This is a genomic window from Helicobacter cinaedi CCUG 18818 = ATCC BAA-847 (genome assembly GCF_000155475.1).
Taxonomy (GTDB): domain Bacteria; phylum Campylobacterota; class Campylobacteria; order Campylobacterales; family Helicobacteraceae; genus Helicobacter_C; species Helicobacter_C cinaedi.
Map to the genome: position 1 here is coordinate 277,354 of NZ_DS990392.1, position 22,078 is coordinate 299,431.

A 22,078-nucleotide genomic window follows, 5' to 3' on the forward strand; every position below is an offset into this window, starting at 1 on the left:
ACTTATCTTCATTTTGCTACAATATGGCTTTAAACTCTTAGATTCTAAAGGAAAGCGGTGCTAGACTATATATTCAAGCGTTTGTTGTTGCTTATCCCCACACTTTTGGGAGTTATGACTATCAACTTCTTACTTATGCAACTCTCCCCGGGCGGTCCAGTGGAGCAAAGTATCGCTAAAATGGAAAATCTCTCTCAAATTACCGAAGCCCCAACAGGCTCAAATACACTTTACAAAGGCTCTGTGGGGCTAGATTCTGAACTTATTGAAGAGATAAAAAAGCTCTATGGCTTTGACAAATCTTTAAGTGAGCGATATGTTGAAATGCTATGGCGTTTTGTGTGCTTCGACTTTGGCGAGAGCTTTTACGCACAATCAAGCGTGTTATCAATCATCGCTCAAAAACTCCCTGTGTCTATCTCTCTAGGTGTTTTTAGCACATTGCTGATTTATCTTATCAGCATTCCATTAGGCATTGCAAAGGCGGTGCGTAATGGCTCAAAGTTTGATGTGCTAAGTAGCGTTGTGATTGTGGTGCTAAATGCTATTCCGGCGTTTATGTTTGCGGTGGTGCTTGTGGTGCTATTTTGTGGGGGGAGCTATTTTGATATTTTCCCTTTGCGTGGGCTAGTGAGTGAGAATTTTGAATCTTTAAGCGTTTTTGAAAAGATTGTAGATTATTTATGGCATTTATTTTTGCCGGTGCTGTGTATTTCTATCGGTGGGCTTGCGACTTTGAGTATGCTAAGTAAAAATTGCTTTTTAGAAGAGATGCATAAAAGCTATGTGATGAGTGCTAGGGCAAAGGGCGGAAGTGAAAAGCATATTTTGTATAAGCATATTTTTCGCAATGCGATGCTTTTGATTGTGAGTGGATTCCCTGCGGTGTTTGTAGGGGCATTTTTAAGCGGGAGTTTGCTTATAGAGATTATTTTTAGCCTTGATGGGCTTGGGCTGTTAGGCTATGAGAGTGTGGTAAATCGCGATTATCCCGTGGTGTTTGGGACATTGTATATTTTTACCTTTATAGCCCTTGTGATAGGCATTATTAGTGATATTTTGTATTGCTTTATTGATCCTAGGATTCACTTTGGAAGTAAAAATGTCTAAGATTCAAAAACACATAAAATCTACGCATATAGAATCCATAAAGCCAAGCAATTTGGAGCGGAGCAATTTACAACTGCGTTGGGCGGTGTTTAAGCAAAATAAACGCGCGTTTTACTCTTTGCTTATCTTTCTTGTGTTGCTTGTGTGTAGCATTTTTGCGGAGTTTATCGCTAATGAAAAGCCACTTTTTATCTATAAAGATTCTAAGATGTATTTTCCTGTGTTTGTGGATTACCCAGAGAGTGCGTTTGGTGGGGATTTTCAAACGCCTTGTGATTACCTTGATAGCTATGTGAGAGATGAGCTACTTAAAGACGCCTTTGTGCTAAGAGCGATTATCCCTTATAGCTATGATAGTATTATTATGGATTTAGACGCTCAAGCCCCAACGCCCCCAGATTCTAAGCATTGGCTTGGCACAGATGATAAGGCAAGAGATGTAGCAAGTCGGCTACTTTATGGATATAGAATCTCCATTATTTTTGCTCTTATTTTAAGTGTGTGTAGTGTGGTGATAGGCGTTGTGGTGGGAGCGTTGCAGGGGTATTATGGTGGGGCTTTAGACTTGGTGGGACAAAGAATGATAGAGATTTTTAATGCTGTGCCTATTTTATTTGTGATTATTATCATCTCAAGTGTGTTTGAGCCTAGCTTTTGGTGGATTCTGTGCGTGGTAGGGGCGTTTTCGTGGATTTTACTTGCGAATCTTGTGCGAGCTGAATTTTTAAAGGCTAGGAATTTAGAGTATGTCAAAGCCGCTCACGCAATGGGAGTGAGTGATATAAAAATCATCTTTTCATATATCTTGCCTAATGCGATGAGTGCGACTTTGACTTTCACACCTTTTATTATGGCAGGAAGCATTGTAACGCTAAGTAGCCTTGATTTTTTGGGCTTTGGTATGCCGGTTGGAAGTGCGAGTTTGGGTGAGTTGCTTTCCCAAGGTAAAAACAATCTCACTTCGCCACATTTAGGCATAAGTGCGTTTTTGGCTTTGTGTGTGTTGCTTTCAATCCTTGTATTTATCGGCGAGGGGTTGCGTGATGCACTTGATCCGCATATTAAAGCACATCTTAAAGCTCACATTAAAGAAGCTAGGCGAGAATCTAGCCTAGATTCAAAAGATTCAAAGCAAGGCGTGTAATGCTAAACATCTCTCATCTTAATGCTCATTTTCTGCATTCTACTCGTTTTAGTTTGCAAGATATTTGCTTACACATTAAGCCCGGCGAGAAAGTGGCGTTAGTTGGAGAATCTGGCTCGGGTAAGAGTATGTTAGCTCAACTTATTTTGAATCTTAATCCGCATATTGCTTTGCAAAGTGGTAGTGTGGAGTTTGAGAATAAAAATCTAGCGACACTCACGCAAAAAGAGCTAGAATCTCTGCGTGGCAGGGACATTGCCTATATTCCACAAGAGCCGCTTTCAAGCCTTAATCCCCTGCATAAAGTCGGCAAACAAATAATGGAGAGCTTTTATCTCCACGCTAATGAGCTTTACCCCAATCTTAAGGGCAAGGCGTTACACAACAAATCAAAAGAGCGACTAGCAGAACTTTTAGCATTAATCGGGCTAGATTCTAGCTTGGCTCACGCTTATCCCTTTGAACTAAGCGGGGGGCAAAAGCAACGCGTAGCCATTGCTATGAGTATTGTGAATAATCCAAAATTGCTGATTTGTGATGAGCCTACGACTGCCCTAGATGTGCTGGTGCAGCGGCAAATTATGGAGCTACTCTCAAGCCTAGCCAAGCAAAGTGCGATTGTGTTTATTAGCCACGATTTGGGCGTTGTGCGTGAATTTGCCGATAGGGTTGTGGTGTTAAAAGAAGGCAAGATTATAGAATCTGCTTTGAGTGAAAAGCTTTTTAACGCCCCACAGCATTCCTATACGCGATTTTTAATTGAATCTTTAAGGCTCCCTAAACGCAAAGCTCTCACACAAACAAGCCAAGATTTTACACAACAAGACATTGTGCTAAGAGCCAAGGATTTAAGCGTGGGGGTAAAAAAGCAGGGATTTTTCACAAGCACTTATAAGCAGATTCTATCCCCATTAAGCTTTTGCCTGAAAAAAGGGCAGATTCTAGGAATCGCCGGGGAATCTGGCAGTGGCAAGTCTAGCCTTGCCCTAGGGCTTTTGCATTTACTTGAGACAAAAGGGGAGTTATATCTTAATGAAAGGCAGGTTAAACGCACAAAGGCAGATGTGAAGCTTTTGCGAAAGCAGATCAGTATGGTGTTTCAAGATCCTTTTTCTTCACTCTGCCCGCGGTTTCGTGTTGGCGATATTATTAAAGAAGCTTTGGGAAAGCTCCCCAATGAAGCATATAGGGAAAAAATCGCGTGGGCGTTAGAAATGACAGGGCTAGATTCTAGCTTGGCTCACGCTTATCCCTTTGAACTAAGCGGGGGGCAAAAGCAACGCGTAGCTATTGCTAGAGCCATTGTAAGAGAGCCTAAGATTTTGTTACTTGATGAGCCAACAACCGCCCTTGATAAAAGCTCTCAAAAGCTCATACTCACGCTTTTATTAGAACTACAAGAGAAAATGCAGGTGAGCTATATATTTATCACGCACGATTTGGAGATTTTGCGAGAGTTGAGTGATGAAGTGCTGATTTTACACAAGGGCGTGGCGGTGGAATATGGCAGGAGTGAGAATGTGTTTGAAACTCCGCAGAGTGTGGAGGCAAGGGCTTTGATTGAAGCATTTTTTGGTAAATAAAAGAAAAGGGGAGTGAAAAACAATGCTAGATTCAAGTTTTGATTTATTTATGGCGTTAAAAAAGCAGAATCTATTAAGTGGACTGCCTAGCTGGTGGTGGGAGGGCTATGGTAGCTTTGATGTGGTGTTGGGCAGTATTTTAACGCAAAATACGCAATGGAGCAGGGTGGAAAAAAGCCTAGATTCTATGCGAAAAGCTGGGATTTTAGAAAAGAGTAGCAAAAGTGAATCTAATCTTGTGTCTGTGGCTAGGCTAGAACCTTATGTGCTTGAAAGTCATATCAATGGATTTCAAAAGCAAAAGTCTGTGCGGATTGTGAATCTTGCTGCTGCGATTGTCCGCGATTTTGGGAGTTTTAGCGCATTTGTAGAATCTGTAAGTTTGGAGTGGCTTTTAGCACAAAAGGGCATAGGCTTAGAGAGTGCGTATAGCATTTTGAATTATGCGTGTTTGCGGGAATATATGGTGGTAGATAAATATACTTATAAGCTTTTATGTGCGTTGGGGCGACAGATAGATGACTATGAGGAGCTAAGGGAGTTTTGTGAGTGTGGGATAAGGGATAATCTAGATTCTGTGCTTGAGCTGTATAAGGGTGAGATAGATGATATAAGTTTGGGGCAGATTTTTGCGAGATTCCACGGGAAAATTGTAGAGTTTGGGAAGAAAAAGAGCGATATTGCGAGTTTAAAAGAAGCAATGGGTTAAACTAAGCTAAGAATATTTTAAGTAAGTATTTGACTTTGTATTTTTAAAAACACAAAGAAGGCTTTTTGCTACCTTTGGTTTGAGTATTTGAATCTCATATAAGCAAAAAAGCTTATTTAAAGCGTTTTTTACATTTGGGGTAGTAGAATTCTGCTGTTTTCAAATACATTTAAGGAGGAAGTAATGAGAGAAGTGCGGTTTGAAGATATTAAATCTGCTGTTGCCAAACTTGCCATTGATGCGTGCTGTATCCAAACACCGGATATTAAGCGTGCTTTTGTCGCTGCAAGCAAAAGTGAGAAGTCCCCGCTTGGGAAAAATATCCTTAACACACTAATGGAAAATGGAAAAATTGCCGAAACAAATATGATGGCTATCTGCCAAGATACGGGAATGACCGTGGTGTTTGTGGAGATTGGGCAAGATGTGCATATCGTCGGGGGTTACCTTGAAGATGCGATTAATGAAGGGATTAAAGAGGGTTATACAAATGGCTATTTGCGAAAGTCGGTTGTAGCCGAGCCACTCTATGAGCGTAAAAATACCACAAATAACGCTCCTGCTGTGATTCATACACGCATTGTAAGGGGTGATAAACTGCATTTAAAAGTCTGCCCTAAAGGCTTTGGAAGTGAAAATAAGAGTATTTTAAAAATGCTTGTTCCTGCTGATGGTATTGAGGGGGTGAAAAAGGTTTTTACAGAAGCGGTTAAACTTGCTGGACCAAATGCGTGTCCGCCTATGGTGATTGGTGTAGGGATTGGTGGGACAATGGAAAAAGCTGCTCTTTTAGCAAAACAAGCCGCAGTGCGTGAGATAGATTCTAAAAACGCCGATGAGCGATATGCCAAGCTTGAGGAAGAGCTCCTTGAGATTGCGAATAAAACGGGTGTTGGACCACAAGGGCTAGGTGGCACGACAACGGCATTTAAGGTCAATGTAGAGTGGTATCCCACACATATTGCCGGGCTTCCTGTTGCGGTGAATATTAACTGCCACGCTGCACGACACGCTGATATTGAGCTATAAGCATTGAAGGAGGAGAAAATGACAGAGCCGAAGAAAATCACAGCCCCTTTAAGTAAAGAAGTGGCAAAAAGCCTAAAAGCAGGGGAAAGCGTACTTATAAGCGGAACGATTCTAGCTGCTCGTGATGCTGCACATAAGGCATTGACTGAAGCATTGGCAAGGGGAGAAAAGCTCCCTGTGGATTTGGCAGGTGAGACGATTTACTATCTTGGTCCTACTCCTGCAAAGCCGGGCAATGCGATAGGTTCAGCAGGTCCTACAACAAGTGGGAGGATGGATAAATACACGCCTACAATCATAGAGCAGGGTATTCACGGAATGATAGGCAAGGGCTATCGTAGCCAAGAAGTGGTGGATTCTATGGTGAAGCACGGCGTTGTGTATATGGTAGCTGTGGGCGGTGCAGCGGCACTCATTTCTAAATGTATTACAAAGTATGAGGTGCTAGCTTACCCAGAGCTTGGACCTGAAGCGGTAGCAAGGCTTACAATTGAGAATTTTCCAGCGATTGTGGCTATTGATTCACAAGGGAATAACTACTATGAAGTAGGACAAGCCCCCTACAAACTCGTCTAACTTCTAAGAAGCCTCCAGCTTCACCACCCAGTCCATAGATAAGCCTGATGGGGTGGTGAAGTTTAACCCAAAGTTTGTCTTTAATCCTAAAATCTCATAAGTGCGAGTTTTATAAAAAATCTTTGGGACGGGCTGAAGTGTTTGCTTGGCATAGCCATCAACAATCGCTCCATTTTTACCGCCAAATTGTTCACAGCCACCTATAGTGTTTCCAGCAGCACCACACATATTTGTGTCAGAAGCTTTCTTGCAGCTTAGTTTCATACCCTTATCCCTACTTACCACATCAAACTTAAATGTAGGGATATAGATAATACTTGCATCTATTTCTAGCTCACGCTTATCGCCATATTCGCGGGATTATAATATGTAGAATCTGCCCCATACGCCCCGGCGAAGTAAGCAATCTTACTATTCATAGTAGCGGTTTTATTTTTTTAGCCTTAAGGATAGCAATTCTCAAGTGCGCTGTGTTATTTTTAAAGGGAATGCAAGCAAGCTAAGATTCCAAATGCAAGAGGGGCTAAACCTCATTGTGCGTGGAAGCGTGAGTGCATACATACCGCGTGGCGAATACCAGATAAACTGCCTAGAAGTCCTGCCAGATGGTATAGGAGAGCTTTCGCTCACTTATCAGCAGTTAAAAACCTCACTTCAAGCAAGGGGATATTTTGATAACAAAAAGCCAATCCCAGCATTCCCAAAGCGTGTGGCAGTGCTCACTTCTATCACAGGCGCGGTGATAGAGGATATTAAAAAAAGTCGCACAAAAGCGGTGGAATCTTGCGAAGTTTTTTGTGCTTAATACCCTCGTGCAAGGCGAGAAAGCAAAGGAATCTATCGCTACAAATATTGCATATATTGATAGCTTTTTTGGTACGCCTAAAGGCTTTGATGTCATTATCATTGGCAGAGGTGGAGGCAGTATGGAGGATTTATGGGCGTTTAATGAAGAAATTGTCGCAGACGCCATTTATAATGCTAGGATACCAATCATTAGCGCAGTGGGGCACGAAAGCGATACGGTGATTAGTGATTATGTCGCTGATATGCGCGCACCCACACCAAGTGCTGCGATTGAAATGTTGTTGCCCGCTCCAAATGCTCTAACACAGGGGATAACACATAGATTTGAGTGCGCCACAAATGATATAAAGCAATTATGTAATGCCATAAATGCGCGAGACCCACAGCGTTTAGGTGCGTTTGTGCAGATTGAAAAAGATGGGGAAATAAGGACATTGCAATCCTTAGTAAGCGGTGATGAGGTGCAACTCATAGGAATCTCACAATCAAAGGGTGCGAAGATTCTCTAAAGAAAGTTTTATGCTACAATGTTTGGGTTAGAAATTATTGTAAGGAAGTAAGAATGCAAAAAAGAATTTCACAAACTTTTGTTTGGAATGGGCTAAAAGTGCTTGTTGTGGTGTTTTTGGGATTTGTTGGTGTGCTAAGAGCAGATGTGCAAGATGATGCACAAGAGATTGTAGAGTATTTTTACACACTTAATGCAGAGGAGGCAAATCCACATAAAAAAATCAATCACGCTAAGGGTTTTTGCGCTATTGGAGAGTTTATCCCTAATAAAGAAGTGGCAAAGGACTTTGCTATCCCGCTTTTGCATAATAAAAGCAAGGTGAAAGTGCGATTTTCTCTAGCAGGTGGGAATCTAAAACAAAGCGATAAATCAAAAAATCGCTCCTTAGCACTAAAAATACAGGGCAAAAATGATAGTTGGGAAATGGCAATGACAAATGCGAGGATAAATTTTGCTACCAATGCAAGTGAGTTTAAGCAGTTTATGCGATTACAAGTGCAACAAAAAGAGGGTAAAATCACGCAAGATAAGGCAGATAAACAACGAGCAAAAGTGCGCTCGTTTGCAAACTTTGCCAAAGAAGTCCAATCTCTGCCAATTACACCTAGCTTCGCAAATAGCGCGTATCATAGTGTGCATACATTTGGGTTTTTACAATCAAATGGAGATTTGCTTTTGGCGCGCTTTAGCTTTATCCCAAAGGTTGGCATAAAGGGTTTAAGCAAAGAGGAATTAAATGGGCTAAATGATGAATTTTTAGAATCTGCATTTAAAAAAGCGTTATCAAAAGCTCCTGTGGAGTTTGATTTAACACTTGTTGTGCCAAATAAAAACGATAAGATTAAAGACACTGCTCAAGTTTGGGAAGGAGCAAGAGAGAACATCGTTCTTGGTACGCTAAAAGTTAGCAAGTTTGATGGGTATGGTTGTAATGGTGAGGTTTTTATGCCAAGTAATTTGCCACATGGCATTCAAGCACCAAATGATGATATTTTTGAGCTACGCAATCTTGTGTATGCGCTTAGTGCCTCAAAAAGATAATGTTAAAGTCTAGCAATTTTAGTGATTGTTGAGATTTTAGTAGATTGTAGTGAAATCAAGTGTTTGCAGCACCTTTAGATTCTGGAATCTAAAGGTGCTTGGCTTATATTTTATGCTTCTTGCAATGCTTTTTCTTGCATTTCTTTTTTTGCGTTTGAAAGCATTAGTTTAATGCGATTTTCTTGATTTACACGCGTAGCACTTGGGTCATAATCGATTGAAACAATGTTGCTTTGCGGGTTTTTCTCTTTGATAGTTTTCATCATTCCGCGTCCTACGATGTGGTTTGGCAAGCAACCAAAAGGTTGTGTGCAGATGACATTATTCACACCTTGCTCGATAAGCTCAAGCATTTCTGCTGTCAGCAACCAACCCTCGCCCATATTCATCGCCTCACTTACATAGCCATCAGCAAGCGATTTAGTGTGTTTGAAAGCCGCTGGTGTGCGGAAAACCCCGTGTTTTTTTAATAATGTTGATAAGGTCTTGTTGTTTGCGACAAAAATACTCAAACACGATTTTATAAATAATCCTTGCGGAGAGCTTGCCACCATACATTTTGTTTTCCACAATGCTATCGTTTATGCAGTAAAGACAAAAATCTAAGAATCCCGGTATCACAACCTCGCAATTCTCTTGCAACAAGAAATCCTCTAGGTTGTTGTTGCCAAGTGGCGAGAATTTGATATAAATCTCTCCCACGATTCCCACTTGCACCTTGCGTTCTTTGCTTCTAGGGATAGCGAAGTTGAGTGCTGTGCCGTTTAGACTTCGCTCTGTTAAGCGAAAGCCTGAAGTTAAAAGATTTGAGCCAAAAAGACATAGGCATATAAGATAAAAGATTCTCATCAATCGCATATCGCCCCCAAACTGCATTCTCTCTTAGTCGCTTTGTCATCAAATATCCTCGAATTTGATTTAAAATAATAGTTGTGTATGCAACTAATTTGAAAAGCGGAATTAAAACATAGAAGAATTAATGAGAATCTTTGGTGCGAGTTTTAGCAAGATAAATATTAATCATCTCAACACCCAAAGAAAAGGCAATAGCAAAATAAATATAGCCCTTTGGTATATGGAAGTGCATACTATCTGCTACAAGCGTAACACCAACAAGGATTAAAAACGCAAGGGCTAGAATCTTAATGCTAGGATTAGATTCTATAAAGCGTGAAATGCTTTGCGATACGAAGAGCATAACAAACATGCTCACAATAATGGCAATAATCATCACAGGGAGAATATCTACCATACCCACCGCGGTGATCACTGAATCTAGTGAAAAAACAATATCTAGCACCATAATTTGCAATAGCACTATGCCAAAGGCGGCGTATTGCTTGGCGTGGGGCTTTGAATCTTGGGGCTGCGTCATAGCGTGGATTTCTGTCGTGGCTTTGTAGATAAGGAATAATCCCCCTAGAAATAGCACAATATCACGCCCACTTACCGCAAAATCTCCTAGTGTGAAAAGGGGCTTTGTAAGCTTCATCACCCAAAAAAGTGAGACAAGCAGGGCAATGCGAGAAAGCATAGCAAGGGCTAAGCCAAAGATTCTAGCTTTTTCACGCTTAGATTCAGGCAGACGAGCGATGATGATAGCTAGGAATATAAGATTATCAATGCCTAGCACAATTTCTAAAAATATAAGCGTAGCTAGGGCTACCCAAGCATTAAAATCATCAACCCAAAAAAAAGCTTGATGAAAAAGATGAGAAAAATCCATTAAATCCAACCTTTTTTCTTAAAGTAGATAATGGGGAAGATTGTGGATAGAATCATAATCACAAGCACCACAGGATAGGCAAAATCCCAATGTGTTTCAGGCATATAGTCAAAGTTCATACCATAGATTGTGCCAATGAGTGTGGGGGGCATCATTGCCACGGTAACAACCGTGAATAGCTTAATGGTTTTATTTTGCTCAATGTTGATTTGGTTTGTGAGAATGGTTTGAATATTATCTAGGGCGTGCATATTTACCGCGGTAAATTCTACAAGAGAGTTTAAGTCTTTAAGCACGATGGTAATATTTTTTTTCATATCGCTATCGGCTTTATCACTTTTAAGGATAGCAGTAATGGCACGCCTTTTATCAAAAAGGGAATCTCGCACACTCATATTCAGCTCTTGCAAGGATGAAAGCTCTTCTAGCATTTCATCATAATTGATTACTTGTGAGTTGAAAACTCTTTTTCGCAACGCTCGGGTGTTTTTGGCTGCAGATTCTAGCAAGTCGGCGTCCTTTTCTACGCGGATTTCAAAGATTTTACCGATTAAATCAAAGCCATCTTCAAACACTCTGGGCGTGGCTAGGACAATTTGCTGAATCTCATCAAACACACGGAATTCACTATAACGCAGGGTGAAAAGGATATTTTTACACAGCAAAAAGGTGATTGTTTCGTTGTGGAGTTCAGATTCTAAAGAGCGGACAAGGAAGTAGGTATTAATGGTGATACTGCCGCTGTCTTCCCAATATCTCGCGGATTGCTCAATCTCTTCTCGTTCTTCTTTTGTGGGAATTTCAAGGTTGTAAGTTTTGGAGATGTGGTTAATCTCATCGGTTGAGGGGTGAAAAAGGTCAATCCATAGAATCTTATCTTGCTCTTTTAATATGGCGGCACTTGTATCGTTGAGTAGTAGGCTTTCACGCACGATTAAGCCATTGCGTCTTACAAAAATATTAATCATCGTTGTTCCTTTGCTGTATTGTGCTTTAAAAATGTTGTGATTGTAGCAAAAACTCGTATAATTCTTGTATAACTCTTATATAACTTTTGCTTGGTTTTGTGTTAAGTTAAACAATCCGTTGTAGAATCTGACCTTATTTTTCCGCATATTTTGATTAAGATTCACAAGTATAAAAGGGATTGAGAGTGAAGCATTTGCCTAATATCTTAAGCATTTCAAGGATTTTTCTAGCAATTTTATTACTTTTTGTTGCTTTGCATTATGATGTGATTTTGCCTGATTTTGTGGATAGGAGCTGGGTGAATTACCTAACCTGCCTTATTTTTTGTGTGGCGTCATTGACAGATTTTTTTGATGGGTATATCGCAAGGGAGTATAGATTGCATTCGCGTTTTGGGGAAGTCTTTGATCCATTGGCGGATAAAATGCTTATTTTATCGGCTTTTATTGCGTTGCTTATTTTGGATAGGGCTTCGCCTTGGGCGGTGTTTTTGATACTCTCAAGGGAGTTTTTTATTACCGGTTTAAGGGTGATTATCGCTGGGAGTGGGGCGAGTGTAGCAGCAAGTGCGAGTGGGAAGTATAAAACGGGTGTGCAAAGTGCGGCGATTGGCTTTTTGCTCGCGGATTTCTTTCCGGGTGGGGAGATTTTGCTATGGATAGCAGTGGCACTCACATTGTATTCTGGGGCTGATTACACGATAAAATATGTGAAAAGCATAAATGTATAAGTAGGGATATATGAGTATTTTTATCGCTCTTTTAATCCTTTCATTTCTTGTGTTTTTCCACGAACTAGGGCATTTTATAGTCGCTAGAATCTGCGGTGTAAAAGTAGAAGTCTTTAGCATAGGCTTTGGTAAAAAGCTTGTGTCGTGGCAGTTTAGGCAAACAGAATATGTCTTATCAATGATCCCACTAGGTGGATATGTCAAGCTAAAAGGGCAAGATGATAGTAACCCTAAGCTAAAAAATTATGAAGCGGATTCCTATCTTTCTAAGTCGCCTTGGCAACGCATAGCAATTTTACTTGCTGGTCCATTTTTTAATCTCTTTTTGGCGTTTTTGTTGTATATGGCTGTGGGGCTTTTGGGAAAAGTAAGCTTGTTGCCTGTGGTTGGAGAAGTGAAAGAAAACTATCCTGCTGTGAAAGCTGGGATAAAAGCAGGAGATGTGATTGTAGCGATAAATGGCAAGGAGATTAAGACTTGGGAAGAGCTAGATTCTATGATTATAGAATCTCAAGGGGAGTTGGAGCTAAAGATTCAAAGGGGGCAAGGGGAATTAAAAGAAAGTCTTCGTGTGCGTGTTTTGCCTATGGAGCAGGAAGCTCAAAATATTTTTAGGGAGAATATTACTCGCAAGATTATTGGCATAAGCAGTGCTGGGGCGGTTGGAATGGTGCATTACAAGGGGCTAGATTCTATTGTGTTTGGGATAGATGAGAGCATTAAGGCAAGCACGCTTATCGCACAAAGTATTATAAAGCTTATAAGCGGAGTAGTGCCTAGCAGTGAAGTTGGCGGGGTGGTAAGCATTGTCTCTGTGATTAGCGCGGCTTCGTCATCTGGGCTAACGCATTTGCTTTGGCTCACTGCCTTAATCTCTGTGAATCTTGGAATCTTAAATCTCCTGCCTATTCCCGCCCTTGATGGAGGGCATATTATATTTAATCTCTATGAAGTAATTATGCGGAAAGCCCCAAGTGAAAATGTGGCGTATTATCTCACGCTTTGTGGTTGGGCAGTGTTGCTTGGGCTAATGCTGCTTGGGCTGTATAATGATATTTTTAGGCTTTTAGCATAAAGGGGGAAAGAAATGTTAGCTTTGCAACTTGAACGAATCTTGCGGCGGATTGAAAGGGCGAGATTGGCTTATAACGCACATCAAATCATCTCGCTTGTGGCGGTGAGTAAGTATCAAAATGTGGATTCTATAAGGGCGTTGTATGAGTGCGGACAAAGGGCGTTTGGTGAAAATAAGGTGCAGGACTTACGCTTGAAGGCTCAAATCTTAGATGATGTGCCTTTGGAGTGGCATTTTATAGGGAAGTTGCAGGAAAATAAGATAAATGCTCTTTTAGCATTAAAGCCTAGTCTTATTCATAGTGTAGATTCACTCAAAACCGCTCAAGCGATTCAAAAGCGTTTGCAAACGCTTTTGGGGGAAGCAAAGGTTAGGGCGTTACTCCAAATCAATGCAGCAGATGAAATAAGCAAAAGTGGCGTGAGTGTAGAATCTGCTAGGGAAGTGTATGATGAGATTCTAAAAACCTGTCCTAATATCATTATGGAAGGGGTGATGTGTATCGGGGCAAATAGCCCAAATCGCAAAGAGATAGAACAAAGCTTTCAAAAAACAAGTGATATTTTTCATTCCCTGCAAGATAAGGGGGCTAAGATTCTCTCTATGGGAATGAGTGGGGATTTTGAAATTGCCATTGCTTATGGGGCAAATCTCGTGCGTATCGGCTCAAAGCTGTTTGAAGGACATTAAACATAAAGCCATAAAAAGGAGTAGGGGAATGAAAATCTTGTGGATTGCTGGAATCTTTGTGTGTGGGGCTTTTGCTCAAAGCTCTTTGGTGCATATTATGCAAAATATGGAATATGCGATGAATCAAATGGAAAAAGGCTTTTTGTATAATAAAAAAGAGTGGATTGATGAGGGGTTGGCGGAGTTTAAGATGCTTAATAAGGAATTGCAACGCACAGATCCAAATACTTATCTTGGTGCGACACAAAGGCGGAATATTAATGTCGTAAGTGGGATTGTGGATAGGAGTGCTGAAAATATTGAAGTGCTGGAGCGGTTTTTGAAACAAAATGAAATGATGAAAAGTGCTGATGTGTATGGGCGGATTCTCTCTGGGTGTGTGAGCTGCCACGCTATCGCAAGAGGCTGGTAGAAATGTTAGTGGAGAGAGAATCTATTTAAGGAGTAGAAAATGAAAAACTATCTTTTTGCTTGTGGGGTTGCTTTGCTTTTTGGTGGAGTGATATTTACAGGCTGTGGGGATAATGGGGATTCTAAAAAAGAAGAATCTACAATAGAATCTGGGACAAAACAAAATCAGCCCCTTGTGCTAAAAGTCCGTAGTGAGAGTGAGTTTAGCCAAATGCTTGGGCTATTACCAAATGAGCAAAGATTTTATGTCGCTATGGGGGTTGTGGGAGATAAAAATACAGAGGCGTATGTCTATCTTACGAGAATGGATAATGGGGCATTGGACATAGGCATTACGCTAACAGAGAATGATGAAATCTCGCATTTTTCACTCTCACAGGTTGAATCTGGGCTAGAATCTCAAGCATTGGTGCTAAAAGGCGTGTGGAATGCGGATAGTGAGCTAAAGGGTAAGGAGTTTGCCTTTAAGGTATGTGAGAGCTGTGAGCTGTATGAGGTTGATTTTTTCACAGAGCGTTTTAAGAGTAGCCAAAATGTTGAAGGGCAAAATGTGGAATATGTAAAAAGTATCACAAAAGCCTTTATCCCGCAGAATAATAAGATTCCACAAGGGGCGATTGAGAATCTAAATCTTGCTTTGAATAATGGAGCAAAAGATAAACAAAGCCTTATAAATAGCCTAAAAAAAGAGCTACAAGATAGCTTTAGTCAGCTCACACAAGATGGCGGGGGATTGATCTTTAATAGCGAGTATGATAGTAATATAGAAGTGGTGGCGAGAAATAAAATCATTACCTTTAGGCAAAATGAATATGCCTATGAGGGTGGGGCACACGGCAATACCGAGATTGCATTCCGTAGCTTTTCACTGCAGAGTGGCAAGGAGCTTTCAAACAAGATTGAAGATGTGTTTGATATGAGTAAAAAGGATAAGATTCTCTCTTTGCTAAGTCAAAAACTAGAGCCACAAAAGAATGAGCTTTTTGCTGAATCTTTGCCCTTAAGGGAGATGTCTAATTTATTTTTCATTACAAGGGCTGGAATTGTGATGATATGGCAGCCCTATGAGATTGCCCCTTATGCGAGTGGCTTTATACGCGTGGTTATGAGTGCTGAAGATTTGGGTATTAAGGGGCGTGGGCAGTTAGGGGAATGGCTAAGAAAAGATTCTATTTATACGCCTATTATTGATGAAGTGCTGGGATTGGGGCTTAAATGAAGATTCTATTTAGCCCAAGTGAAGGTAAGATAATCCCAAATGGGGATTTACGAGTGTTTGACTTAGAATCTCTAGAATCTAATGGCGTGTCTTTAGTGGTAAAAGAGGCGGTGAAGCAATATATAGTATTTTTGCAAAGTGGGGCTGAAAGCAAGATCTCCACACTTTTTGGCACTAAAAAACTAGATTTAGATGAACTTGCTTTAGCACAAAACTGCTTGAATGCCCCTTGTGTTGAAGCGGTGAGATTATATAATGGCGTGGGGTATAAGGCTTTAGATTTTGAAAGATTAGATTCTAAAGCAAAGAGTTATGTGCGAGAACATCTCTATATTTTTAGTAATTTATTTGGAATGGTTAGGGCAGATACACCCCTGCCTTATTATAATCTTCATCAGGGTAAGGGCAAGGGGACTTTTGCTTTGAAAGCATTATATAAGAATCTTAAGTCAAGTATTGATGAGATTTTAGAAAATAGTGAAGTGCTAGATTTGCGTGCAGAAGCGTATCTCAAAGTCTATCAAGTGGAAAAATGTAAACATTATACACAAGTGGTGTTTTTAAAAAATGGTAAGAGAGTGAGCCATTATGCTAAACATTATCGTGGAATCTACGCAAGGGCAGTGGCTCAAAAAGGGTTAGATTCTACAAAAGAATTAGAGCATTTAGAGATAGCAGGGCTAGTTTTGAGTGAAGTAAAACACGGCAAAAATGCTACAATCTTAACCTACGAGGTTGTATCCTAAGGGGATTTTACCTTTTGTAATATCAAATGCGATACAATTTTTAATCTCAAAATTAAAGGTTTGGCGTAATGATAAAAATCACAGAAAATAGTTTGCGAGATGGACATCAATCACTTCTAGCTACGCGTATGCGGACAGAGGATTTACTTCAAGCGGCGGAAATTTTTGATTCTATTGGGTTTCATAGCTTGGAAGTTTGGGGTGGGGCGACTTATGATACTTGTTTGCGGTATTTGAAAGAAGATCCTTTTGAGCGTTTATATGCATTTAAAAAAGTCTGTGTGAAAACGCCTTTGCAAATGCTACTGAGGGGGCAGAATCTCATCGGCTATCGGCATTATGCTGATGATGTGGTAGATGAGTTTATCAAGCTATCCTCTCAAGCGGGAATGGATATTTTTAGAATCTTTGATGCGTTTAATGATGGCAGAAATCTTAAAACTTCCATTGAATCTGTCAAAAAATATGGCAAACACGCACAAGGGGCGATTTGCTACACGACTTCGCCGGTGCATACGATACAAAGCTTTGTGGAATACGCTAAAGAGCTAGTGAAAATGGGCTGTGATTCTATTGCCATTAAAGATATGGCGGGACTTTTAACGCCTTTTGTAGCCTATGATTTGGTAAAAGCATTGAAAGAAGAGATAGGTGTGAGTTTAAGTCTGCATACGCATTCAACGGCTGGATTTGCTTTTGGCACACATTTAAAGGCAGTCGAAGCTGGTGTAGATGTGCTAGATTTGGCAAATTCTGCTTTAAGTGAAGGCACAAGCCACCCCTGTACGCAGTCAATGGTCGCCACACTGCAAGGAAGCAAATGGGATAGTGGCTTAGATTTAGAGCCAATGGAAAAGGCAGCGGAGATTTTGCGTAAAAACCGCAGAAAATATAAAAAGTTTGAATCTCAATATAATCAAATTGATACACGCGTTTTGCTTAGTCAAATCCCCGGCGGTATGATTTCAAATATGGCAAATCAGCTCAAAGAGCAAAATGCCCTTGATAGAATGGATTCTGTGATGAGTGAGATTCCAAAGGTGAGAGCGGATTTTGGCTATGTGCCTTTGGTAACGCCTTCAAGCCAGATTGTAGGGACACAAGCGGTGCTAAATGTGCTAATGGGAGAGCGGTATAAGACTATCACAACTGAAACGCGTAATGTCATCAAGGGCTTGTATGGTCGCACACCTGCGGCATTAAATGAATCTTTAGTCAAAAAGGTGCTAGGTGAGGGAGAGAAAATCATAGATGTGCGTCCGGCGGATTTATTAGAGCCAGAGCTAGAAAAGGCAAGGCAAGATTCAAAAGAGTTTGCTAAAAGTCCGCAAGATGTGATTTCTTTTGCGATTTTTGGGAATATTGCTAAGACTTTTTTACTAGAGCGGAATGCCAATGCGTTAAAGCCTGAACCATTAGAATCTTTTGAAGAAAAATGCGATAGCAAATTGCCTAAGGATTTTAATATTGTTGTCAATGGGGAGCATTATGAGATTAAGGTTGAGGGCAGTGGGGAGAGAACTGATGAGGTGCGTCCGTTTTTTATCCGCGTAGATGGGGAGCTAAAGGAAGTTTTTGTAGAGAGTATAGATACATCATTAGAATCTAAGATTTATAAAGAGCAAAAGGCAGGGGCATTGCCACAAGCTACTGCTCCCGGACACGCTAAATCGCCAATGCCCGGCACACTCACAAAGCTTAAGGTGCAGGTGGGCGATAAGGTGAAGCTTGGCGATACTTTGGCGATTGTGGAGGCTATGAAAATGGAAAATGAAGTGTTAGCCCCCATAGATGGCGTAGTTAAAGAGATTTATGCCACGCAAGGAATGCAGATAGGAAGCGATGTGGCGATAATGCTGCTTGGCTAGTGGCTTGTTGTGGATTCTGCTTGTTGTAAGAATCTGCTTTTTAAGCCCATAGCATAAAAATAGAATCTTTAGAGAAAAGTCCAAACAAAGTTTAAGCTATGGATTGTCCCTAAATCTAAATCATTAGATTTGCCATAGATATTTGCACGATAGGTAATATCGGTATTGACTAAAAACGGAATTATTTTTGCTATGCCTAGACCTACTTCAATATATGCTCCATTTGCTTTGAGATTATGTTTCTCGCTAAAGTTTGCTCCGACACCAATTATAAGATTAAGGGCACCAAAATCTCTTGGAGGGTGAATATACAGCATTCCACCCACAGAGTGAGTGGGAGCATAGGTATCCATATAAAGATATTTAAGCCTTGCACCAAATCCTATTTCATAACCAGTAAAAGGAATGGATACAGAAGGCTTTAAACCAAATCCATCATCTACAAAGAAATTCCACCCTACACTTGCACCAATGATTCCGCCAAATCTATCTTTAGCTACTTTATCTGAATCTATCTTGTTTAAATCTCTGCTAAAGCCATAGTGAAAGGAAGCTATTTGTAGCCAATTTCCCACTATATGTGGCTCTTGCCCAGCTCTTAAACCGCCACATATCATAATGCTAAATATAAAGATTCTTAATAGTCTCATTTTTTACCCCTTAAAAACGATTTGCGTAAAAACTATTTATAAGACAAATAATTTTTGTAAATTTAGATTCTAGTCTTCTAAAATTTAGCGTAAAATATCTAGTGTCTGCTCTTCTTGCTCGTAGATAATCTTGCTTTTATCCCACTCTCTATTACCCTCGCGTTTTTTAATCCCACTTGAAGTTTCTATTGCTTTTTCATTGCCTGTGGCGGATTTTGCCTTGCCTTTGATATTTTTGTGATAAATTGTTGTGGGGCTACCGCCAAAATGGCTTGTATTGCTTTTATACTCATCTTTTTTGCCACCCATTACATCAGCTTCACTTTTGCCTAAAAGCTCCTTTGGGATAGGCAGACGCTTGATTGAGCCATTTGGGGCAATCTCCATAATGCCAAGTAACACACCCCTTTTATGGTCAATCATTAGCGTTTGATTGGGCTTGAGATTAAGCTCAATGCGTTCAATAGTCTCAAAATCAAGAATCATATTATCTGCTAAAACATTAATGCTAAAGCCCATACACACCGCTAAAAATACACCCTTGACACTCGCACTTGTGATACGCATATTTGCCCCTTTAAGATGAAGTTTGTGATTAAGATTTTACTGCTAGAATTATATCTTAAGTTTTTTTTATTTTAAAGGAATTTTATGGAAAATACACAGCCTATTAGCACATTAAATGCCCCTCAAGCTATCGGTCCTTACTCTCAAGCCTATATCTATAATGGTGTAATCTACACTTCTGGGCAAATCGCCCTAACACCACAAGGCGAGTTTATAGACGGGGATATTACCGCTCAAAGCACACAAGTTTTAAACAATCTTAAAGCCATTTTAGAATCTGCAGGGAGCAGTCTGCAAAAGGTTATTAAGACAAGCGTTTTTTTAAGTGATATGGAGCATTTTAATGCGTTAAATGCGGTGTATGCGGAGTTTTTTGGCTCACATAAACCTGCTAGAAGCACCATTGCAGTTAAAACACTTCCCAAAAATGCCCTTGTAGAAATTGAGTGTATTGCCGTGCTTTAAGAGATTCTAGGATTTTGAAACGACACATATAAAGGAGACAAATAATGGAGGATTTGCGTAATATTACTCGTATTTTTACCGCACCGCTTGATTTTATTAACAAATATTTTAAAGCATTGCTTTTTTGTTTATCGTGCTATTTGTGATTGTTGTTGGCGGTGATGAGAGTGAGAATGATCCGCCAAATGTGGCAAAGCTTCATCTTACGATGCCAATTTATGAGAGTGAGAGTTTCGCACAGGCGGTGAAAAAAATCAAAGAAAATGAAAATATTAAAGGTGTGTTGCTTGTGATAGATTCACCGGGTGGGCTTGTTGGAGCGAGTATTGAAATTGCTGATATGATAAAGGATTTAGCTCAAAAAATGCCCGTGATTGCCTATGTGCAAGGCTCAATGGCGAGTGGAAGCTACTATGCAGGAATGTATGCAAATGAGATTTATGCTAATCGTGGAGCGTTAATAGGCTCTGTGGGCGTGATTTTTAGCGGGGTAAATATTGAAGAGCTTATGCAAAAAGTGGGTGTGAAAGAGCAGGGTATTAAGGCTGGGGCGTTCAAGGAAATAGGCACGATGACACGCAAATGGAGCGATGAAGAAAGGCAATTCCTTGAAAATCTTTTACAAGAGCAGTATGCTATGTTTTATAATGATGTCCTGCAAGCTAGAGGGGAGAAGCTAAAAAGCAAGGATTACCACGATTTTGCTGAAGGGAAAGTTTTTTCAGCAAATAAAGCCTTGGAGCTTGGACTGATTGACAAGGTAGAATCTATGCAGGGGGCAATGGAAGCGTTGCGGCAAAAAGTGGGGCTAGATAAGCTTATTTGGCTTGAAAAGGATAAATTTGAAACCTATATGGATAAGCTTTTTGATACTATGAATTCTAAGATTCTATCCCTTTCACTCCCATCGCTTAAGGCTAGTCTATGAAAGGACATCTCATTCAGGCTACTCAACAGCGTGATGAACGCGTGATACTCATTAGTGCACCGGATAAAAAAGGGCTTATTTATCATATCTCATCGGTGCTATATGAGCTTGGGTTAAATATTGAACGCAATGATGAGTATGTGGATAAGGAAAATGAGCGATTTTTTATGCGGACGCATACTTATGGTGAGGCTAACGATGAGATTTTACAAAAGAGATTAAAATCTATTCTGCCGCGTCAAAGCACACTTAAGATTCAAGATGTGGGTAAAAAAAAGATACTTATCCTTTGCACAAAAGAAAATCATTGTGTGGGGGACTTGCTCCTTAGGCACGATAGCGGGGAGCTAAATGCACAGATTGAGGCTATTATCAGCAATTATGATGTGCTAGAACCTTTGGCGATGAAGTTTGGGAGACCTTTTTTTCATATTTCTGCAGAGGGGTTAAGCCGCAAAGCACACGAAGATAAGCTTTTGGAGTGTATTTCTAGCTTTAATCATAGCTATATTGTGTTGGCAAAGTATATGCGGATTCTCACAAATGAATTTGTCTCGCATTTTGAAAATCGTATTATTAATATTCATCATAGCTTTTTACCTGCATTCATTGGGGCTAATCCCTACAAACAAGCACACCAAAGGGGTGTTAAGCTTATTGGTGCGACGGCACATTTTGTTAATGAGAATCTTGATGAAGGTCCTATTATTACCCAAGATGTGATACATATTAATCATAGCTATTCGTGGCAGGATATGCAAAAGGCGGGCAGGGATATTGAAAAGATTGTGCTTTCTCGTGCGTTAAATTTAGCACTAGAAGATAGAATCTTTGTGTATGGGAACAAAACGATTGTGTTTTAAGAATCTAGGTTAGGTAAAAATGGATTCAAAAACTACTTTGCTTGAGGTGCTGATTGATGGAAGTGCTAATTGATGTATGTATAGGTATTTTTTGTGCATTGCAGTGGCTGGTGTATCTCATCTTTGGCTTCAAAGCCCCACCACATACAAGCAAAACTTTTCAAAAACATTTTTACACACTCCGTCTAGCCTTACCATTGCGACTTTTGGTTATTTTTTTGTTGTATATTTTGCTGATTAAGCCTTTTGTGTAGAGATTAAAAAATGCCTAGGAAAACAACTCAAGCCCAAAAATCCAAAAAAGAGCAAGATTCTAGAAGTATCAAAGAGCTTTTTATTTTGCGTAAAAAGGCTTTGCTTTCACAGCATAAGGTGCGTAAAACAAGCAAAAAGAGCAAAAAGACATCTCTTTCTTGGCTAGATTCTATGCAAGATAGAATCTATAATGGATTTTCACAAACGAGTGTTTTTGTCTCGTGGAGTATCTCTTGGCTACTTTGTTTTGGGCTATGGGCGGTGCTATTGTATCTTGTGTGGCAGGAGCTTTTATGGTGGGGATTTGTATGAAGTGGGTTTTACATATTTTACGCCCTATGAATGTTTTCTAGTAATTTTTAAGCACTTTTAAGCTAGAATCCGCGGATTTATCCAAAGAATATGA

General features: G+C 40.1%; 28 protein-coding genes. 21 read left to right on the forward strand and 7 right to left on the reverse strand.

The genetic code is table 11. The features are described from left to right. Positions 1-57: 57 nt before the first annotated feature. From yejB to HCCG_RS05775, 6 genes are all read left to right on the forward strand, one after another. Positions 58-1,110 carry a microcin C ABC transporter permease YejB gene (yejB, locus tag HCCG_RS05750; protein WP_002956503.1) on the forward strand — a complete coding sequence of 351 codons (1,053 nt, stop codon included), beginning with the start codon at positions 58-60 and terminating at the stop codon, positions 1,108-1,110. Continuing rightward, complete coding sequence (locus HCCG_RS05755; RefSeq protein WP_015453418.1) at positions 1,103-2,254, forward strand: ABC transporter permease; 1,152 nt, start codon at positions 1,103-1,105, stop codon at positions 2,252-2,254. Before yejB ends, HCCG_RS05755 begins: the two co-directional genes overlap by 8 nt. Next, entirely contained in the window at positions 2,254-3,837 is a 1,584-nt protein-coding gene (locus tag HCCG_RS05760) for an ATP-binding cassette domain-containing protein (protein ID WP_002956505.1), read from the forward strand. Before HCCG_RS05755 ends, HCCG_RS05760 begins: the two co-directional genes overlap by 1 nt. A 22-nt stretch (positions 3,838-3,859) precedes the next feature. Further along, complete coding sequence (locus tag HCCG_RS05765; protein ID WP_002956506.1) at positions 3,860-4,546, forward strand: 3-methyladenine DNA glycosylase; 687 nt, start codon at positions 3,860-3,862, stop codon at positions 4,544-4,546. Between the two features lie 183 nt (positions 4,547-4,729). After that, complete coding sequence (locus HCCG_RS05770; RefSeq protein WP_002956507.1) at positions 4,730-5,575, forward strand: fumarate hydratase; 846 nt, start codon at positions 4,730-4,732, stop codon at positions 5,573-5,575. A gap of 18 nt (positions 5,576-5,593) precedes the next feature. Continuing rightward, positions 5,594-6,151, forward strand: a complete 558-nt coding sequence (locus HCCG_RS05775) for a Fe-S-containing hydro-lyase (RefSeq protein WP_002956508.1) — start codon at positions 5,594-5,596, stop codon at positions 6,149-6,151. Positions 6,152-6,154: 3 nt separating this feature from the next. On the opposite strand, the gene HCCG_RS05780 is transcribed toward HCCG_RS05775, so the two are convergent. Continuing rightward, complete coding sequence (locus tag HCCG_RS05780; RefSeq protein WP_015453419.1) at positions 6,155-6,415, reverse strand: hypothetical protein; 261 nt, start codon at positions 6,413-6,415, stop codon at positions 6,155-6,157. A gap of 199 nt (positions 6,416-6,614) precedes the next feature. Between HCCG_RS05780 and HCCG_RS12570 the strand changes: the two genes are divergently transcribed. From HCCG_RS12570 to HCCG_RS05795, 3 genes are read left to right on the forward strand one after another with little or no spacing between them, the layout of a single operon-like run. Further along, complete coding sequence (locus tag HCCG_RS12570) at positions 6,615-6,956, forward strand: exodeoxyribonuclease VII large subunit (protein ID WP_015453420.1); 342 nt, start codon at positions 6,615-6,617, stop codon at positions 6,954-6,956. Further along, entirely contained in the window at positions 6,949-7,467 is a 519-nt protein-coding gene (locus HCCG_RS12575; protein ID WP_015453421.1) for an exodeoxyribonuclease VII large subunit, read from the forward strand. The genes HCCG_RS12570 and HCCG_RS12575 overlap by 8 nt, the downstream gene beginning before the upstream one ends. Before the next feature lie 53 nt (positions 7,468-7,520). Next, positions 7,521-8,510 carry a catalase gene (locus HCCG_RS05795; RefSeq protein ID WP_034548187.1) on the forward strand — a complete coding sequence of 330 codons (990 nt, stop codon included), beginning with the start codon at positions 7,521-7,523 and terminating at the stop codon, positions 8,508-8,510. Positions 8,511-8,620: 110 nt separating this feature from the next. Here the strand turns inward: HCCG_RS05795 and HCCG_RS05800 are convergent, their stop codons facing one another. The 4 genes from HCCG_RS05800 to corA all read right to left on the reverse strand — a co-directional run bounded on the left by HCCG_RS05800 (position 8,621) and on the right by corA (position 11,204). Further along, on the reverse strand, positions 8,621-8,893 hold the full coding sequence (locus HCCG_RS05800) for a hypothetical protein (protein ID WP_015453423.1): 273 nt from the start codon (positions 8,891-8,893) through the stop codon (positions 8,621-8,623). A 37-nt stretch (positions 8,894-8,930) separates the two neighbouring features. Continuing rightward, entirely contained in the window at positions 8,931-9,386 is a 456-nt protein-coding gene (locus HCCG_RS05805) for a hypothetical protein (RefSeq protein WP_002956514.1), read from the reverse strand. 100 nt (positions 9,387-9,486) lie between these two features. Beyond that, on the reverse strand, positions 9,487-10,236 hold the full coding sequence (locus HCCG_RS05810; protein WP_002956515.1) for a TerC family protein: 750 nt from the start codon (positions 10,234-10,236) through the stop codon (positions 9,487-9,489). Then, positions 10,236-11,204 (reverse strand): magnesium/cobalt transporter CorA, encoded by a 969-nt coding sequence (gene corA / locus HCCG_RS05815; RefSeq protein ID WP_002956516.1) that lies wholly within the window; start codon positions 11,202-11,204, stop codon positions 10,236-10,238. Before corA ends, HCCG_RS05810 begins: the two co-directional genes overlap by 1 nt. A 185-nt stretch (positions 11,205-11,389) precedes the next feature. Here corA and pgsA point away from each other — a divergent pair, with 185 nt between their 5' ends. From pgsA to oadA, 7 genes are all read left to right on the forward strand, one after another. Then, complete coding sequence (pgsA, locus tag HCCG_RS05820) at positions 11,390-11,935, forward strand: CDP-diacylglycerol--glycerol-3-phosphate 3-phosphatidyltransferase (protein ID WP_002956517.1); 546 nt, start codon at positions 11,390-11,392, stop codon at positions 11,933-11,935. Positions 11,936-11,945: 10 nt separating this feature from the next. Further along, positions 11,946-13,010, forward strand: coding sequence for an RIP metalloprotease RseP (rseP, locus tag HCCG_RS05825; RefSeq protein ID WP_002956518.1), 1,065 nt, complete (start codon positions 11,946-11,948; stop codon positions 13,008-13,010). Between the two features lie 12 nt (positions 13,011-13,022). Then, a complete protein-coding gene (locus HCCG_RS05830) occupies positions 13,023-13,700 on the forward strand; it encodes a YggS family pyridoxal phosphate-dependent enzyme (protein ID WP_015453427.1) in 678 nt (225 codons plus the stop codon). Positions 13,701-13,728: 28 nt separating this feature from the next. Further along, on the forward strand, positions 13,729-14,112 hold the full coding sequence (locus HCCG_RS05835) for a hypothetical protein (RefSeq protein ID WP_002956520.1): 384 nt from the start codon (positions 13,729-13,731) through the stop codon (positions 14,110-14,112). A gap of 39 nt (positions 14,113-14,151) precedes the next feature. Next, positions 14,152-15,330: a DUF3298 and DUF4163 domain-containing protein gene (locus HCCG_RS05840; RefSeq protein ID WP_002956521.1), complete on the forward strand. Its 1,179-nt coding sequence runs from the start codon at positions 14,152-14,154 to the stop codon at positions 15,328-15,330. Continuing rightward, positions 15,327-16,076: a YaaA family protein gene (locus HCCG_RS05845; protein ID WP_002956522.1), complete on the forward strand. Its 750-nt coding sequence runs from the start codon at positions 15,327-15,329 to the stop codon at positions 16,074-16,076. The genes HCCG_RS05840 and HCCG_RS05845 overlap by 4 nt, the downstream gene beginning before the upstream one ends. Before the next feature lie 68 nt (positions 16,077-16,144). Next, positions 16,145-17,944, forward strand: coding sequence for a sodium-extruding oxaloacetate decarboxylase subunit alpha (gene oadA / locus HCCG_RS05850; RefSeq protein WP_002956523.1), 1,800 nt, complete (start codon positions 16,145-16,147; stop codon positions 17,942-17,944). 68 nt (positions 17,945-18,012) lie between these two features. Here oadA and HCCG_RS05855 read toward each other — a convergent pair whose 3' ends face one another. Beyond that, positions 18,013-18,594, reverse strand: coding sequence for a hypothetical protein (locus HCCG_RS05855; RefSeq protein WP_002956524.1), 582 nt, complete (start codon positions 18,592-18,594; stop codon positions 18,013-18,015). Positions 18,595-18,678: 84 nt separating this feature from the next. Next, entirely contained in the window at positions 18,679-19,161 is a 483-nt protein-coding gene (locus tag HCCG_RS05860) for a hypothetical protein (protein ID WP_002956525.1), read from the reverse strand. 84 nt (positions 19,162-19,245) lie between these two features. Between HCCG_RS05860 and HCCG_RS05865 the strand changes: the two genes are divergently transcribed. The 5 genes from HCCG_RS05865 to HCCG_RS05885 all read left to right on the forward strand — a co-directional run bounded on the left by HCCG_RS05865 (position 19,246) and on the right by HCCG_RS05885 (position 21,984). After that, positions 19,246-19,626 carry a RidA family protein gene (locus tag HCCG_RS05865; RefSeq protein WP_002956526.1) on the forward strand — a complete coding sequence of 127 codons (381 nt, stop codon included), beginning with the start codon at positions 19,246-19,248 and terminating at the stop codon, positions 19,624-19,626. Between the two features lie 133 nt (positions 19,627-19,759). Next, positions 19,760-20,554, forward strand: a complete 795-nt coding sequence (gene sppA, locus HCCG_RS05870) for a signal peptide peptidase SppA (protein ID WP_306307054.1) — start codon at positions 19,760-19,762, stop codon at positions 20,552-20,554. Continuing rightward, entirely contained in the window at positions 20,551-21,417 is an 867-nt protein-coding gene (gene purU / locus HCCG_RS05875) for a formyltetrahydrofolate deformylase (protein ID WP_014666812.1), read from the forward strand. The genes sppA and purU overlap by 4 nt, the downstream gene beginning before the upstream one ends. Positions 21,418-21,473: 56 nt before the next feature. After that, the gene (locus HCCG_RS05880; RefSeq protein ID WP_002956531.1) at positions 21,474-21,671 is read left to right on the forward strand and encodes a hypothetical protein; all 198 of its coding nucleotides are present in this window, start codon (positions 21,474-21,476) and stop codon (positions 21,669-21,671) included. A 10-nt stretch (positions 21,672-21,681) separates the two neighbouring features. Then, the gene (locus tag HCCG_RS05885; RefSeq protein ID WP_002956532.1) at positions 21,682-21,984 is read left to right on the forward strand and encodes a hypothetical protein; all 303 of its coding nucleotides are present in this window, start codon (positions 21,682-21,684) and stop codon (positions 21,982-21,984) included. The last annotated feature ends 94 nt before the right edge of the window (positions 21,985-22,078 follow it).